Origin of the sequence: Burkholderia sp. MSMB1498 (assembly GCF_001526245.1) — a bacterium.
Classification (GTDB): Bacteria; Pseudomonadota; Gammaproteobacteria; order Burkholderiales; family Burkholderiaceae; genus Burkholderia; species Burkholderia savannae.
On the sequence record NZ_LOYJ01000067.1, the window covers coordinates 218,827 to 234,520 of the forward strand.

11 protein-coding genes are annotated in these 15,694 nt (G+C 68.2%); 3 read left to right on the forward strand and 8 right to left on the reverse strand.

From position 1 onward, the window contains the following. Positions 1 to 81: 81 nt before the first annotated feature. The 8 genes from WS91_RS14805 to WS91_RS14845 form a co-directional block, all read right to left on the reverse strand. Positions 82 to 1,407, reverse strand: coding sequence for an NADH:flavin oxidoreductase/NADH oxidase family protein (locus tag WS91_RS14805; protein ID WP_059670491.1), 1,326 nt, complete (start codon positions 1,405 to 1,407; stop codon positions 82 to 84). A gap of 505 nt (positions 1,408 to 1,912) precedes the next feature. Continuing rightward, positions 1,913 to 2,521, reverse strand: coding sequence for an acyl-homoserine-lactone synthase (locus WS91_RS14810; protein ID WP_038743790.1), 609 nt, complete (start codon positions 2,519 to 2,521; stop codon positions 1,913 to 1,915). A 324-nt stretch (positions 2,522 to 2,845) separates the two neighbouring features. Continuing rightward, positions 2,846 to 3,523 carry a LuxR family transcriptional regulator gene (locus WS91_RS14820; protein WP_038743794.1) on the reverse strand — a complete coding sequence of 226 codons (678 nt, stop codon included), beginning with the start codon at positions 3,521 to 3,523 and terminating at the stop codon, positions 2,846 to 2,848. Between the two features lie 845 nt (positions 3,524 to 4,368). Then, a complete protein-coding gene (locus tag WS91_RS14825; protein WP_059670493.1) occupies positions 4,369 to 5,976 on the reverse strand; it encodes an acyl-CoA ligase (AMP-forming), exosortase A system-associated in 1,608 nt (535 codons plus the stop codon). Between the two features lie 598 nt (positions 5,977 to 6,574). Continuing rightward, entirely contained in the window at positions 6,575 to 7,369 is a 795-nt protein-coding gene (locus WS91_RS14830; RefSeq protein WP_038743798.1) for a 2OG-Fe(II) oxygenase, read from the reverse strand. Positions 7,370 to 7,496: 127 nt separating this feature from the next. Next, positions 7,497 to 9,083 (reverse strand): inorganic phosphate transporter, encoded by a 1,587-nt coding sequence (locus WS91_RS14835; RefSeq protein WP_059647511.1) that lies wholly within the window; start codon positions 9,081 to 9,083, stop codon positions 7,497 to 7,499. Positions 9,084 to 9,205: 122 nt separating this feature from the next. After that, complete coding sequence (locus WS91_RS14840) at positions 9,206 to 9,610, reverse strand: SRPBCC family protein (protein ID WP_038743802.1); 405 nt, start codon at positions 9,608 to 9,610, stop codon at positions 9,206 to 9,208. A gap of 142 nt (positions 9,611 to 9,752) precedes the next feature. Continuing rightward, complete coding sequence (locus WS91_RS14845) at positions 9,753 to 10,217, reverse strand: Lrp/AsnC family transcriptional regulator (protein WP_038743804.1); 465 nt, start codon at positions 10,215 to 10,217, stop codon at positions 9,753 to 9,755. Between the two features lie 135 nt (positions 10,218 to 10,352). Here WS91_RS14845 and WS91_RS14850 point away from each other — a divergent pair, with 135 nt between their 5' ends. From WS91_RS14850 to WS91_RS14870, 3 genes are all read left to right on the forward strand, one after another. After that, positions 10,353 to 10,979, forward strand: a complete 627-nt coding sequence (locus WS91_RS14850) for a LysE family translocator (RefSeq protein WP_059670532.1) — start codon at positions 10,353 to 10,355, stop codon at positions 10,977 to 10,979. 380 nt (positions 10,980 to 11,359) lie between these two features. Then, positions 11,360 to 12,952 carry a S53 family peptidase gene (locus WS91_RS14855; protein WP_059576033.1) on the forward strand — a complete coding sequence of 531 codons (1,593 nt, stop codon included), beginning with the start codon at positions 11,360 to 11,362 and terminating at the stop codon, positions 12,950 to 12,952. A gap of 533 nt (positions 12,953 to 13,485) precedes the next feature. Further along, positions 13,486 to 15,153, forward strand: a complete 1,668-nt coding sequence (locus WS91_RS14870) for a S10 family peptidase (protein ID WP_059576027.1) — start codon at positions 13,486 to 13,488, stop codon at positions 15,151 to 15,153. Positions 15,154 to 15,694: the final 541 nt, after the last annotated feature.

A 15,694-nucleotide genomic window follows, 5' to 3' on the forward strand; every position in this document is an offset into this window, starting at 1 on the left:
CATCGTCAATCGGTATCGTCATCGCGCCGACCGGCGACGCCGCGCGACGCGACTCGCCCCGCTCAATGCGCGTCGTACAGCTCAATGCGCGTCGTGCCGCTGACCGCCGACGACCGACGTCCCCGAGCGGTGCGCCGCCGACGTTTCGGATGACGAAGCACGCAGGCGGCGCGCCTTGAAGATCGCACAGCCCTTCGACGACAGATCGAACAGGAACGACTTCAGCGCGTTCTCGTCGGGAATCGGATTGCGGCCCTTGCCGATCCGGTGGAGCTGTCGCGTGTACCACGTCACCTCGAGCGAACCGAGGCTGTCGAAGTACTTGACGCCGGTGCTGAGCGGCTTCACGCGGTGCAGCGTTTCCTCGCCGCGCAGCAGGCGCGCGGGCGCGTCGGGCTCGATCGCGAGGATGCGCCCGAGGCCGATCAGGTCGAGCGCGCCGCCGCGCAGCGGCGCTTCCATGCCGGCGAGGCTGCGGAAGCCGCCCGTCACCATCAGCGGCACCTTCACTTGCGCGCGCACCTTTTCGGCGAAAGCGAGGAAATACGCCTCGCGCGCGATCGTCGACGCCTTGCGGTCGCCGAGCTGCATCACGGGCACCTCGTAGGTTCCGCCGGAGATCTCGATCAGATCGATGCCCGCCTGCGCGAGCGCGCGGATCACGTCGAGCGATTCGTCCTCGGTGAAGCCGCCGTGCTGGAAGTCGGCGGAATTGAGCTTGATGCCGACCGGAAAGTCGGGGCCGACTCGGCGCCGCACCTCCGCGTACACCGCGAGCACGAAGCGGCGGCGGTTCTCCGCGCTGCCGCCCCATTCGTCGGTGCGCTGGTTGTGCTTCGGCGACAGGAACTGGTTGATCAGGTAGCCATGCGCGCCGTGCAACTGAACGCCGGTGAAGCCGGCCTTTTGCGCGACGGCGGCCGCCGTCCCGTAGCGCCGGATCAGATCGTCGATCTCGGCGCTCGTCAGCGCGCGCGGCACCGCGAAATACCGAGCCAGCTTCGGGCCGAAGCCGATCGCCGACGGCGCGACGGTCTGCTCGTTGAGCCCGCGCATCGCCTGCTTGCCCGGGTGATTGATCTGCATCCAGATCTCGCTGCCGTGCGCCTTCGCGGCCGTGGCCCACTCGCGCAGCCGCGGCAGGTCGCGTTCGTCCTCGATCACGACGTTGCCGGGCTCGCCGAGCGCCTTGCTGTCGATCATCACGTTGCCGGTGACGAGGAGCCCCGCGCCCGAGCTCGACCAGCGCCGGTAAAGCGCGATCAGCTGGGGCGTCACGCGGCCGTCGTGGCCGCAAAGCGCTTCGCTCAGCGCCGATTTCGCGACGCGATTCTTCAGCACGGTGCCGTTCGGCAACGTGAGCGGCTCGGCGAGCAACGCGCCCGCAGCGGGATTCGGATGGGACATGTCGTGACGCTCCGGTTGGGTCGACGGTCAGTTATCCATCGACGAATGTTACATCGCGTGATGTATTGATTGGATCGTAGGTTCAAAATCGGAACCGAGTCAAGACGGAGTGACGCGGACGTCGATGGGGTGCTGGATCGCTAGCGGAGCGGAACCTGGGCGCGAGGCGTCGCTCGCGTGGTGCGCAGTGCGATAACGCGCGGTTGCGCGCAACGCGCGAACTCGCGCCGGAGGCGGCGCGGCAGCGGCGCATGGGCGCGCGGCTCGCTGGAAGACGAGCGCCGCGCATTCATGGAGCGCGCGGCGGGTTCGCGGTCGCCGGCCGCGACTGGCGGCCGGCGAAGTTAGAGGCGTTCATCGAATTCGACGGCGCGTGGCATCGCGGCGCGTCGAAGCGGCATCGAACGGCGAGCCGTGGCGCAAACGCGCGTATTGGGCGTCGAGCGCGCAGAAATCGGCAAAAACGACAAGACGCGCGTCTCGCCGCGACGCGCTCGCGTCGACGTCAATGCATCGACAGACACGACGCGCACTGCGACCGGCCGAACGGCGCGAACGCGAGGCGCGGCAAATCGACCGAGCATGCGGAAACGCCGCCGTCGGCGGACGGCGCAGCGTTGCCGAGGCGCTGCAGCGCGATGCCCGAGCGCCGGTAAAGGCGCTCGATCGACAGCGACATCACGCCGACCACGCGCGTCGCGCCGAGCGACGCGGCCACGGCGAGCACCGACGGAAAGAAGTCCATCCCGAGCGGCTGGCGCTCCGTCGTGCGGCGGCGCCGGCGCGATGCGGCGAAGCGCGACATCTCCCAGACCGCGGGCGATTGCGGCGCGGGCGCCGAGCCGAGCAGATGCGGAAATACGTCGCGCAGCAGATACGGGCCCGTCGTCGGCAGCAAGCGCGCATAACCGCAGATCCCGCGCGCATCGTCGAGCGCGACGACGTGGATCGTCGAAGGACCGTCGAATTCGTCCCATTCCGCACGATCGTCGTGCGCGTGGCCGGCGATCGTCCAGCCGAGCCGACGGACGAACACGTCGTAGCGATACGCGCCGAGATCGGTCTGGACGTGGGGCGGCAGTTCGTCCAATCGGCCCGCGATGATGTATGACATGGCGCTTGGTTCTCCGATGAATCGATCGCCGGGGTGAAGGGAGGGCCCGTGCGATCGCGTATGAACGGTGGCGGTTGCGAGGAACGCGCGTGCGGCGGCCGCGGCCGTTCCGCGACGCCGCGATTCGCCGCGCTCGTCTTGCAGGCGACGAATGCGGGCCGGCCTCGCCGCTGCACGGCGGCGGCGATGGCGACGGCGATGGCGTTCGGAAAGACGGCGGCCGCGGCTCGATCAGGAATGCGATGCAATTGATCGATTGCATCGCGTCGGCGCGAGGCGGCGCATGATGCGGGCGGCGCTAACGCATCGGGGCGAGGCGCGCGTTCATGGAAAAATGAGCCCTTGCCGCGTCGCCTTCACGGCGGCGAACGTGCGGCTGCGCGTGTTGAGCTTGTCCATCGCATTCTCGATGTGGAAGTCGACCGTGTACTTGGAGATGTCGAGCATGTTCGCGATGACCCACGACGATTTGCCGCGCGCGACCCAAGTAAGGCATATCTGCTCGCGATCCGTCAGGTGAACGGATGGCGGAATGGGACGGGACGTCCGCATGCTCTGGAACTGCAGATTGAACTGCATGCCGAGCAGATAGGCGTTGCGCCACTTCGCCTCGGCGTCGTGCGTGGGCGCGGTGCCGGACAGACTGACCAGCAGCACGCGCCCGAGCGGCTGGTGCAGCGGGATGCTGATGCCGTGGTCGAGGCCCGCGTCCTCCGCTTCCGTCAGCAGATGCCGCTCGCGCAGATTCGACGTCGCGATGTCGCTCCACGAGAACGGCGTGCTGTACCGGAACGCCGCGCGATGCACCGGATCGATGTTGAAGTAGTCGTTGCGGGTATAGTGCTCGACCCACTCGGACGGATAGTGCAGCGAGATGACGTTGATCGACGCGGGATGCGACGCGCCCGTCAGCTCGACGATTGCATGATGCTGATAGCCGATCTGCAGCGCCGCCTGCCTGAAAGTCTCGATCAGCGTGCGGACGTCGCGCGATTCCGGCAAGGTGGCGGAGAACGTGGGTGTCGAAGCGCTTTCTCCGGACGACGACCCCGCACCGTCGTCTCCACCTGTTCGATATTCGCGTTGAAGCAGCCTGCTCAATTTGCATGCCCCCGTTATTGAAAATCAAGACTTTCGGAAGTGCCGTGTACCGGGTTGGGGACGCGTCGCCAATGAAAATCGGATAACGCAATGACGTAGAAATTGTCCGGAAATAATATCAAATGCAATAACGATTGCAAGAGCGGCGTTCGGATTATCTGAGATTTATTCCGGCATGACGTTCGATATTTTTATCTCAACGGCTCGGATATTTTTCGCTGCCTGCAACGATCCGGCAGGAGAGGCCGCGGGGCATGACGCGTCCGGTTCGGCGGCCGGAAATTTAAACCGTTGGTGCGATGCAATAGACGAGTTCATTTCATTTTCGCATGAACAAGTCTTTGTGCATGCGTCAGTAAGTGCCGTATCGTTTCGGCAACTCGCTGTCAGTGAAGGATGGTGTCGAGTGGATATTCGAGTGGAATCAGGATTTTAGATGCGCGGTGAATTCTTGTTTTCCGCCGGAATATGGCGGAGCGAATATATTCGTGGCGGAACGCAAGCCGGCGCCGGGAAATGGCGGGACCCGAAGCGATCGGGATGCGACCACGCCACCGCTGCCGAGCGTGCGCTTGCGGGCCGTGATTGCGCTGCAGCACGCCGGGCGGGCGGAATGCGGCGGCGGGCAACGGTCGTGCCCCGCGCATCGTGCATCGAACCGCGCGGCGCGGCGCGGCGAGGCGTGGTCGGCGCGGCGCGACCGCCCGAAGCGCCGCGCGTCGACGGTCGCTCGGCGCGGCCGGCCGTCAGAGCGATTCGACGAGATTTGCGGCATCCGCGCGCAGCGCGACGCGATCGAATTTTCCGTTCGGATTGCGCAGCAGCGACGCGCGCGCCGCGATCGTGTGCGGCACCATGTATGGCGGCAGTTGCTTCGCGCACCACGTGCGCAGCGCGTCGGGCGTGAACGATTCGGCGCACAGCGGCACGACGACGAGCGTGATCGCCTCGCCGAGCTCGTCGTGCGGCACGCCGAGCGCGACGGCTTCGGCGACGAGACCGCTCGCGTGCGCGACGTCCTCGATCTCCTCCGGGCTGATCCGGTAGCCGGAACTCTTGATCTGCGCATCGTTACGGGAGACGAAATAGAGGAAGCCGTCGTCGTCGCGGCGCACGAGATCGCCCGACCAGACGGCCGTCTCACGCCGTGCGCCGCCCGGCTTCGTCTCGGGCGACGGCCGATAGCGAAACGCGGTGCGCTCGGAATCGTTCCAATAGCCGAGCGTCACGCACGCGCCGACATGAACCAGCTCGCCGACCTCGTTCGGCGCGCACGGCGAGCCGTCGTCGCGCACGACGAGGACCCGCGCGTTCGGCACCGCCTTGCCGATCGAATCGGGGCGGCGATCGACTTCGGCGGGATCGAGGTAGGTCGAGCGGAACGCTTCGGTGAGCCCGTACATCAGATACGGCGACGCATTCGGGAAGAGCGCGCGCAGTGCGCGCAGCACCGGTTGCGGCATGCGGCCGCCGGTGTTCGCGAAATAGCGCAGTCGCGCGCGCGCGTCGTCGGGCCATGCGGCGCGCGAGAGCTGGGCCCACAGCGGCGGCACGCCCGCGAAGCCGGTGATGCGTTCGCGCACGCAGGCGTCGACGACGTCCGCCGGCATCAGATAGTCGACCAGCACGGCGGTCGCGCTCGCGGCCCACGCGGTCGTGAGCTGGCTGAGGCCGGCATCGAAGCTGAGCGGCAGCGCCGCGAGAATGCGATCCTCCGCCGTGTGGCGCAGGTATTGCGCGACGCTCCATGCGCCTTCGAGCAGATTGCGATGGCTCAGCATCACGCCCTTCGGGCGGCCGGTCGAGCCCGACGTGTAGAGGAGCGCGGCGAGATCGGTATCGATCGTGTCAGCTTGCAGCGAGGTTTGCGCGTTGGCGCGCGCGAGCGCCGCGGATTCGGGCGGCGCGTCGGCCTGTATCCATCGCAGATACGTCGTGCGCGACGGCGGCGCGGGCGCTTGCGTTTTTGCGTCGGTCAGGATCACGTACGGCATGTTCGCGGGCACGCCGTCGCCGAGAATCCGCGCGCGCAGCGACGACGTGACGAGGCAGCGCGCGCCGCTGTCGACGAGGATGTGATTGACCTGCTCGGGCTTGAGAACCGGATTGATCGGCACGAACACCACGCCCGCGGCGGCCGCGCCGAGCATCGCGACGACCGCCTCGACGCGCTTGTCGAGAAAGATCGCGAGCCGCTCGCCCGGCGCGATATCGAGCGCCCGCAATCGCTCGGCGAATGACAGGCCGAGCGCGGCGAGCGCCAGATAGGTCAGCCGAGCGTCGCGCGCGACGAGTGCCTCGGCGTCGGGCGTGCGGCACGCCGCTTGTCCGACCAGATCGAAGAAATTTCGCATGGTTCCACCTTCGTTCAGAAACACGGGCGGCGCACGTCGAGCGATGCTGCGAGGCTTTCGGTGGCTAACGATCGTCGCGCGAACGCGGCCGATCCTGGCTGCCCGAAAGAGTAGCGAATAGGTGCCGCGAGCGGCGGCAGCGAATGGAGGCAAATTGCCGAACGGGGTGATGCCGAACACTGACGGGCGCGTTTGCTTCGTTTCTCGACGGCGCGTTAGCACATTCGAAATGCGTGTGCGCCTTCGTGGAGGAGATCGTCCGCTCGACGCTATCGTCAATTGTCCTGATGAATCTCGCTTGTCGAATCTCGCTTGTCGATGGTTACAGTCTTTCGAATCTGTTGCGCGTTTCTTACGGGCGGGCATGCCGCGCGATCGCGTGGCGCATGTCGGCGCGATGGCGAAATCGTGTGCGGGCGACGCGGTTGCGCCGTCGCATCGAATGTTCGTGCGATGCGCATGCGTCCCGGTAAATGGATGCGTGCGCAACCAATTCATTCGAGTCGGCTGCTTTGCGTTTGCAGATCGGAAAGGTCGAGGGGCATGCGCATCGATGCGCATGCATGGCCCGATACGGCGTGCTTTCCCGCGGCGGGTGTCACAACGCGTCGTGAAAGATGATCCCGAGCGTGTGCCGCTGCCCGGCGCGCAAGCGGCTCACGCCATGCCGAAGATTCACCCGGTACGGGCCGCGCGCGCCTTGCACCGGACGATGGTGCACGGCGAAGATGACCGCGTCGCCTTGCTCGAGCGGCACGACGTCGACGCGCGATTGCATGCGCGGCCGTTGCTCGGTGATCACGAATTCGCCGCCCGTGAAATCGGCGCCGGGTTCCGACAGCAGGATCGCCGCCTGCAGCGGAAACACGTGCTCGCCGTACAGATCCTGATGCAGGCAGTTGTAATCGTCTTCGCGGTAGCGCAATAGCAGCGGCGTCGGGCGCAACTGTCCGGCGGCGTGACAGCGCTCGATGAATCGTTCGTGCTCGAGAGGAAAGCGTGCATCGATGCGCATCTGCGCGTGCCAGCGATTCGCGATCGGCGCGAGGTGCGCATAGAGCGCCGTGCGCAGCGCCTGAATCAAGCGCGGCAGCGGATAGCCGAAGTACTTGTATTCGCCGCGCCCGAATCCGTGCCGCGCCATCGTCACGCGGCTGCGGAACAGCGCGTCGCGCGCATAGAGCGCGGCGAGCGCTTCGCACGTGCGGCGCGCGAGCAGGCCGCGGACGATCGCGTGGCCGTCGCGATCGAGGGCCTGTTCGATCGGCCGCCACGAGAGCGCGTCGATTCGCTGCGCGAGCGCGGCCTCGCGCGATGCGACGGGTAAAACCGGGGCGTGCGCCGAGTCGTGTGCGCGGGCGGGCGTCGCGGGTGGTTCGAACGTCGCATTCATCGGCGTTTCCTCGCTGCATCGTGGATGGATCGATGCGGCCAGTCTAGCGAAACGGTCGATGCGTCGCGCTCCGAATCTTGCGCCGCAATTCATGCGGAGCGCTTGCGCGGCGAGCCGTCATCCGGCGTCACACCAGCGCGTGGAAGCCCCAGTAGAGCGCGCCCGCGAGGACGATCGAGGCGGGCAGCGTCAGCACCCAGGCGAGCACGAGGCTGCGCACGGTGCTCCATTGCAGCCCCGAGCCGTTCGCGGCCATCGTGCCGGCGACGCCCGACGAGAGCACGTGCGTCGTCGATACCGGCAGCCCGTACGCGTCCGCCGCGCCGATCGTCAGCATCGCGACGACTTCCGCCGAGGCGCCTTGCCCGTAGGTCAGATGCTGCTTGCCGATCTTCTCGCCGACGGTCACGACGATGCGCCGCCACCCGACCATCGTGCCGAGACCGAGTGCGATCGCGACCGCGACCTTGACCCAGGTCGGAATGAACTTCGTTGCGTGATCGAGCTGCTTGCGATAGTCGTCGAGCGCGCGGCGGTCCTGCGGCGCGAACGCCGGCTGTCCGGTCTTCTCCATCAGGCGCACGGCTTCGGACACCAGATACATCGTGTTGCGCACGTTGTCCGCCTGGCCCTCGGGGACTGTCGCGATCGAGCCCGTTGCGCCGACCTCGGCCGCGAGCGCGTCCGACAACTGCCGGACCGCCGGCAGCGTCGTGCCGCTCAGGCGGCGCGACTGCACGTATGCCTCGACGTCGGCGCGCGGGTTCGGCGACGGCGGCGCGTCGCCCGCGTAGCGCGCAAGCGCCTCGGACGCCCGATGCGCGACGGCGATGAACGTCTGCGTCTCGCCGGGCGTGACCGCCTTGTTGAGCGCATACGCGGTCGGCACGGTGCCGATCAGGATCAGCATGATGAGCCCCATGCCTTTCTGTCCGTCGTTCGAGCCGTGCGCGAACGACACGCCCGTGCAGGTCAGGATCAGCAGGCCGCGAACCCAGAGCGGCGGCGGCTCGTTCGTCCGCGGCTCGCGATAGAGCGCGGGCACGCGCACGAGCGCCTTCAGCACGGCGAGCAGCAGGCCCGCGCACAGGAAGCCGACGATCGGCGAGAACAGCAGCGATTTGCCGACGCCCGCCGCCTGCGCCCAGTCGACGCCGCTCGTGCCGGACGAGCCGTGCATCAACTGGTTCGCGAGTCCGACGCCGATGATCGAGCCGATCAGCGTGTGCGAGCTCGACGAAGGCAGGCCGAAATACCAGGTTGCGAGATTCCACGCGATCGCCGCGATCAGCAGCGCGAACACCATCGCGAAGCCCGCGCCGTGGCCGACTTGCAGGATCAGTTCGACGGGCAGCAACTGCAGGATGCCGAACGCGACTGCGCCAGTCGACGCCATCACGCCGAGAAAATTCCAGATGCCCGACCAGATGACGGCGACGTTCGGCGTCAGCGAATGCGTGTAGATGACGGTCGCAACCGCGTTCGCGGTGTCGTGAAAGCCGTTGACGAATTCGAAGCCGAGCGCGATCGCGAGCGCGACGCCGAGCAGCAGGTAGGGGAGAGCCGTGTGCTCGCCGACGGGCGCGAGATCCGCGAACAGGTGGACGAGCACGTAGGCGGCGCCGGCCGCGACGAGGGTGACGAGAAGCGCGATGCCCAGATGCCGGGTGCGGCCGAGCTCTTCGCTGGTCGCGGCGGACAGAGGGTGGTTCATGACGGCCCTTGATATGACTGACCGTTCGATCCTAGCGCCCGCGATCAGGCAGTTTGATGACAGCGCTCAAAGGGGGCGCGATTCTCCGGCGGCGCGACGGGCGGACGCAGGGCGGCGCGAGGTCAGCCTCCGATCGCCTGTTCGATCCGCGCGAGCACGGACGGCCAGCCGCGCGCCATGCCTTCGTACGCGATCCGCGCCTGCGGCGCGTCCAGATCGAAGCCCGCATGCTCGAAGAACACGCGCGTGCCGCCGTCCTCGGGCGCGAGCCGCCAGGTGATCGTCGTGTCGAGCGTGCCCTGCGCGAACAGGATCGCGAACCGGCGCTCCGGCTCGACCGTGGTCACTTCGCATGGCTGCTTGCCCCACGGGCCCATGTCGAGCGTGAACCGGTGGCCGTGCGCGGGGCTCACGTCGCCCGCCGCCCACCAGCGCGCGAGCGCCGCAGGCTCGGTGAGCGCCGCCCAGACTTGCGCAGGCGGGCGGGCGACGAATCGTTCGAGGCGGATCGGGGCGGCTTCGTTCATTGGGGCGGGTTCGGCGGCGTTTCGGGGAATACGCATGATAGTGGATGCCGCGCCCGCGGCGTCATAGCCGGCATGCGCGCCGCTCGGCCGCGCGCGTTGGCGCCGTGCCGCGCCCGGCGGTGGCCGCGCGCTTCGCCGGCGCTCATGGAATCGGCAGTTCGGCCTCGCGCTTCACCTCGCGCAGCGACAGCGCCGACTCGATCGACGTGACGCCCGGCAGCACGCGCAGCGTCTCGCGCAGGAACGTCCCGTAATCGTCGAGATCGTGCGCGACGACTTGCAGCAGATAGTCGGCGGAGCCCGACACGTTGTGGCACGACAGGATGCGCGGAATGCCGAGCACCTCGCGCTCGAAGCGGTTGGCGACGCCGCGATCGTGAACCGCGCAGCGCAGCAGCACGAACGCGATGACGCCGAAGCCGAGCGCGTTGCGCGAGATCTGCGCGCGATAGCGCTCGATGTAGCCGTCGCTTTCGAGGCGCTTCAGGCGGCGCGCGCACGGCGTTTCGCTCAGCCCCACCGAGTCGGCGAGGCGGGCGACCGGAATGCGTCCGTCGAGCTGCACTGCGGCGAGGATGGCGCGGTCGGTTTTGTCGAGATCGATCATGGTGTGGGGATGCTCTAAAAAATCGGTTTCTAGTAGTGTATTCCAATAATTCCGTCGTGCTTGAAGGCTAAATTAGCCAAATAACCCTCGTTGAGCAGGGGCAACATGGAACCCTTTCCGAATCCGGGCTTGACCATGTTTTCCGCTCATTTGCTGCTCGTCTACATCGCCGCCGTCGTCGCCGTCTACGCGGTGCCCGGGCCGGACATGGCGTTCGTGCTGCAAACGGGCATCGGCCGCGGCGCGCGGCACGGCGCGGCCGCCGCCGCGGGGCTCGGGCTCGCGCGCGCCGTGCACGTGACGCTGTCCGCGTGCGGCGTCGCCGCGCTCCTCAAGAGCGCGCCGTGGCTCTACGAGACCGTGCGCTACGGCGGCGCGCTGTACCTCGCGTACGTCGCGGTGCAGATCTTCCGCTCGCCGGCGTTCGCGCTGTCCGACGACGGCGCGGCCGAGCCCGCCGCGCGGCTGCGCCATACGTTCGTCAAAAGCCTGCTCACCAACCTGCTGAATCCGAAGGCGCTGCTGTTCTGCTCGGTGCTGCTGCCGCAGTTCGTCCAACGGGGCGGCGCGCCGGTGATCGTGCAAATGGCGACGCTCGGTGCCGTGCTCGTGCTCGCGGGCCTGTGCTTCGATCTCGCGTGCGTCGCCGGCGCGGCGCGCATCGCGGGATGGTTGCGCGCGCATCCGCTTGCGCAGACCGCGCAGCGCTGGACGTTTTCGGCCGTGCTGCTCGGTTTTGCGCTGCGACTGTCGATCGACTGACCTGCCGCGCGCGAGCGCCGGCATCGGCTCCGGCGGCGACGCGCGAAGCCGCCCGCGCGTGCGAAGCAACTAACCGCGAAATGCCGGCATCCGCGCGCCGCGCGCGCGTTGCGCCACACGCGCGCGCCGCACGCACACACGCACACGCACACGCACGCCGCGCCGCGCCGAACTTCGCGAATGCGCCGGCGCACGCCTTCGCGAACGCTCGAGAGGCCGATACAGGATCGCCGCGCGTGCTTTACACTTGCTCTGCCGTACTGTCGCACGGTCCTGTCGACGGCGTGTGTGCGCCGTCCGACATACCGCCCGGAACTGCGATCGCGCGACCGTGTCCGAATCCTGGCAACCCGTTATCACGGCTTCTGGAGGACTCGAATATGGCAAGGCATCTTCACGCCGGCAACGAACCGCCGATCGTCGCCGAATCCACGTGCATCGGTCCGTGCGATCCGGCCGAGACGATCCGTGTGGTGGTGATGTTGCGGCGGCAGGAAGAGCAGCACCTCGATTCGCTGTTGCAAGGCCTCGCGAGCGGCGATCCCGACGCGAAGCCGGTTTCGCGCGAAGCGTTCGCGCAGCGTTTCTGCGCGCACCCCGACGATGTCGGCAAAGTCGAGGCGTTCGCGAAGCAGCACGGCCTGACGGTCGCGCGCGTCGATCCGGTCGAGAGCCTCGTCGTGCTGTCGGGCACGATCGCGCAGTTCGAGGCGGCGTTCGGCGTGAAACTGCAGCGCTTCGAGCACCGGACGATCGGCCAGTATCGCGGCCGCACGGGCGATATCGCGCTGCCTGACGAGTTGCACGACGTCGTCACCGCGGTGCTCGGGCTCGACAACCGTCCGCAGGCCCGGCCGCATTTCCGGCTGCGGCCGACCTTCCAGCCGGCGCGCGGCGGCGCGGCCGTCACCTACACGCCGCCGCAGCTCGCATCCCTTTATGGTTTTCCGCCCGGCGACGGCGCGGGCGAGTGCATCGCGATCGTCGAGCTCGGCGGCGGGTATCGGCCGGCCGAGATCCAGCAGTATTTCAGCGGCCTCGGGCTCGCTCGGCAGCCGAAGCTCGTCGATGTGAACGTCGGCGCCGGCCGCAATGCGCCGACGGGCGACCCGAGCGGGCCGGACGGCGAAGTCGCGCTCGATCTCGAGGTCGCGGGCGCGATCGCGCCCGGCGCGACGCTCGCCGTCTATTTCGCGCAGAACAGCGACGCGGGCTTCATTCAGGCGGTCAACCAGGCGGTGCACGACACGACGAACCGGCCGTCGGTCGTGTCGATCAGTTGGGGCGGCCCGGAGGCCGCGTGGACGTCGCAATCGCTGCAGGCGTTCAACCGCGTGCTGCAGTCGGCCGCGGCGCTCGGCGTGACCGTGTGCGCGGCGTCCGGCGACGCCGGCTCGGCCGACGGCGTGCAGGACGGCGCGAACCACGTCGACTTTCCGGCGTCGAGCCCGTACGTGCTCGCGTGCGGCGGCACGCGGCTCGATGCGCTGCCGGGGCAGGGCATCCGCAGCGAGGTCGTATGGAACGACGACGCGGCGGGCGGCGGTTCGACGGGCGGCGGCGTGAGCGACGTGTTCGATTTGCCGGACTGGCAGAAGGGGCTGAGCGCGACGCTCGCGCGGGGCGGCGCCGCGTCGCCGCTCGCGAAGCGCGGCGTGCCCGACGTCGCGGGCGACGCGTCGCCTGCGACGGGCTACGAGGTGCTCGTCGGCGGCACGTCGGCGGTGATGGGCGGCACGAGCGCCGTCGCGCCGCTCTGGGCCGCGCTCGTCGCGCGGATCAACGCGGCGGTGGGCAGTTCCGCGGGCTGGATCAACCCGAAGCTGTACCGGAACGCGGGCGCGCTGCGCGACGTCACGGTCGGCGACAACGGCGCGTACGCGGCGACGCCCGGCTGGGACGCATGCACGGGGCTCGGCAGCCCGGACGGCGCGAAGGTCGTGGCGGCGCTCAAGAGCGGCGCCACGGGGTGATCGCGGGCCGATGCGACGGCTGGCGGTGCGTCGCGGGCCGCCGCGCCGCCGCATCCGGCGCGGCGGTTCGCAGGCTGCGGCGTCGCGGCGCTTGACGCGCGCGCGGCGCCATTCGAGATTGGCGGCGCGGGATCGGTAGAGGCGGTTCCGGTCGCGGCGCTCCGGCGGCGTCGGCGCGCGGCGCATCGATCATGCCGGCGGGCCGTTCGTCGCCGCGGCGACGACGCGGCGGGCCGCGATGTCGCACGGCCGACGCGGCGGCGATGTCGGGGCTTTCCGGCTCGCCGTGCGGTGACGCCGGCATTCCGGCATCACGGCATTCCGGCATCACGGCTGTGCTTCGCCGCTTCGCCGTTGCGGCGAGGCGGCGACGGCAAAGGCGGCGGCCGCGCATTGCGCGAAGCCGGCCCCGGGGCCGGCTCGACGTGACCGGCCGTTCGCGATGCGCGCGCGGCCGCGATCGGCGGCAAACGGTTTGGCACGATTGACGATTCGTTCATGCACCCTCCAATAGAACCAGAAGGAGCAGCACGATGAGCATCGATTCGACTTCTTCGGGCGGCACGCAGCCGCTCCATCATGGCGCTTCCGCTTCGGTTCACGCGCCGCCGCCGATCGTCGCGGCGCCGAAGCGCGACGGCGACCAGCCGTTCTTCGATCCGGTCGCGTACGGCAATGGCCCCGACGATTCGGTGACGGACACGACCGAGGCCGCCGCGATCACGCATCACACGATCCAGATCGACGGCCGCACGATCGCGTACACGGCGACGGCGGGCCATCTCGTGACCGTCGACGCGAGCAGTTCGCAGCCGAACGCGAAGATCTTCTACGTCGCGTTCACGCAGGACGGCCAGCAGGAGCAAACGCGGCCGGTCACGTTCTTCTACAACGGCGGGCCGGGCTCGTCGGCGGTGTTCGTGCTGCTCGGCTCGTTCGCGCCGCGGCGGATCAGGACGTCGATGCCGAGCTTCACGCCGCCCGCGCCGTACCGGATGGAGGACAATCCGGACAGCCTGATCGACAAGAGCGACCTCGTGTTCATCAATCCGGTCGGCACCGGCTACTCGGCGGCGGTCGCGCCGCACAAGAACCGCGATTTCTGGGGCGTCGACCAGGACGCGAACTCGATCAAGCAGTTCATCAAGCGCTTTCTGACGAAGAACAACCGCTGGAATTCGCCGAAATTCCTGTTCGGCGAATCGTACGGCACCGCGCGCAGCTGCGTGCTCGCCTACAAGCTGCACGAGGACGGCGTCGACCTGAACGGGATCACGCTGCAATCGTCGATCCTCGACTACAAGCAGGCGGGCAATCCGGTGGGCGCGCTGCCGACCGCCGCGGCCGACGCGTGGTATCACAAGCGGCTCGGCGTCGCGCCGGCGCCGGCCGATCTCGGCGCGTTCGTCGAGGAGGTCGCGCAGTTCGCGCGCACCGGCTATCTCGACGCGCTGCGCAAGTTCCCGCAGCCCGACGAGGCGGTGGTCAAGAAGCTGTCCGGCTACACCGGCATCGACACGACGACGCTCCTGTCGTGGAGCCTCGACGTCGCGAGCTACGACACGCGCGGCAACGCGCTCTTCCTGACGACGCTCCTGAAGGCGAGCGGCCTCGCGCTCGGCGCATACGACGGCCGCGTGACGGGGATCGAATCGGGGATCGCGGGCAAGATCGATCCGAACTCGGGCGGCAACGATCCGACGATGACGGCCGTGTCGGGCGTCTACACGGCGATGTGGAACTCGTATCTGAACGAGCAGCTGAAGTACACGTCGAACTCGTCGTTCGCCGACCTGAACGATCAGGCGTTCAAGTTCTGGGACTTCGGCCACATCGATCCGACGGGCGCGCAGCAGGGCGTCGACGCGAAGGGCAACGTGATCCTCTACACGGCGGGCGATCTCGCGGCGACGATGGCGCTGAACGTCGATCTGAAGGTGCTGTCGGCGAACGGCTTCTACGATTTCGTCACGCCGTTCTATCAGACGGTGCTCGATCTTCAGCAGATGCCGCTCGAGGATGCGACGGTGCGGCGGAACCTGTCTGCGCGGTTCTATCCGTCGGGACACATGGTGTATCTCGACGGCGGTTCGCGCGCCGCGCTCAAGCACGATCTCGCGCAGCTGTACGAATCGGCGGTGCACGACACCGCGGCCGTGATGCGGATTCGCGCGTTGCAGGAGAAGACGCGCGGGGCGTGATTCCGGCGATGCGACGAGCGCCCGAAATGCCTGGGTTTCAGGGCTTTGTCGGGCGCTCGCCGTGCTGGCTGCGGTCGAGCGCCGCCGCGCCGACGCTGGTCCCGGGATTCGTCGGCGGGCTTGGTCGGATGGTTTCGATGATCTGAAACCGCATGCGGGGACGCGTTCGTCTCGATTCTCGATTCTCGATGCGGCGCGGTCAGCGCGCGAACATGCCCGTCGCTTGGGCGATGGAGGCCGCTTCGCGCCGCTCGTTCAGCAGCAGAGCGAAACTATCGGCAGATTCGTTGCGCGATGCCTGATGGTCGAGAGCGCACGCTCGGGCCGCATTCACGAAGCGCGCCGGTGGCGGGAATGGTGGGAGCGGCGCGGAGCATGACCTTCCCGTGTCGTCCCGGACATCTCGGTCGATGCGATGGAATCGGGAGGCGGGGAAGCGCCACACAACGGCCGAATGGCCCGGCTTCCCAATCAACCGCCCGACCGCTTGACTGCTTGATTGCCCGACTGCCCGACTGCCCGACTGCCCGACTGCCCGACT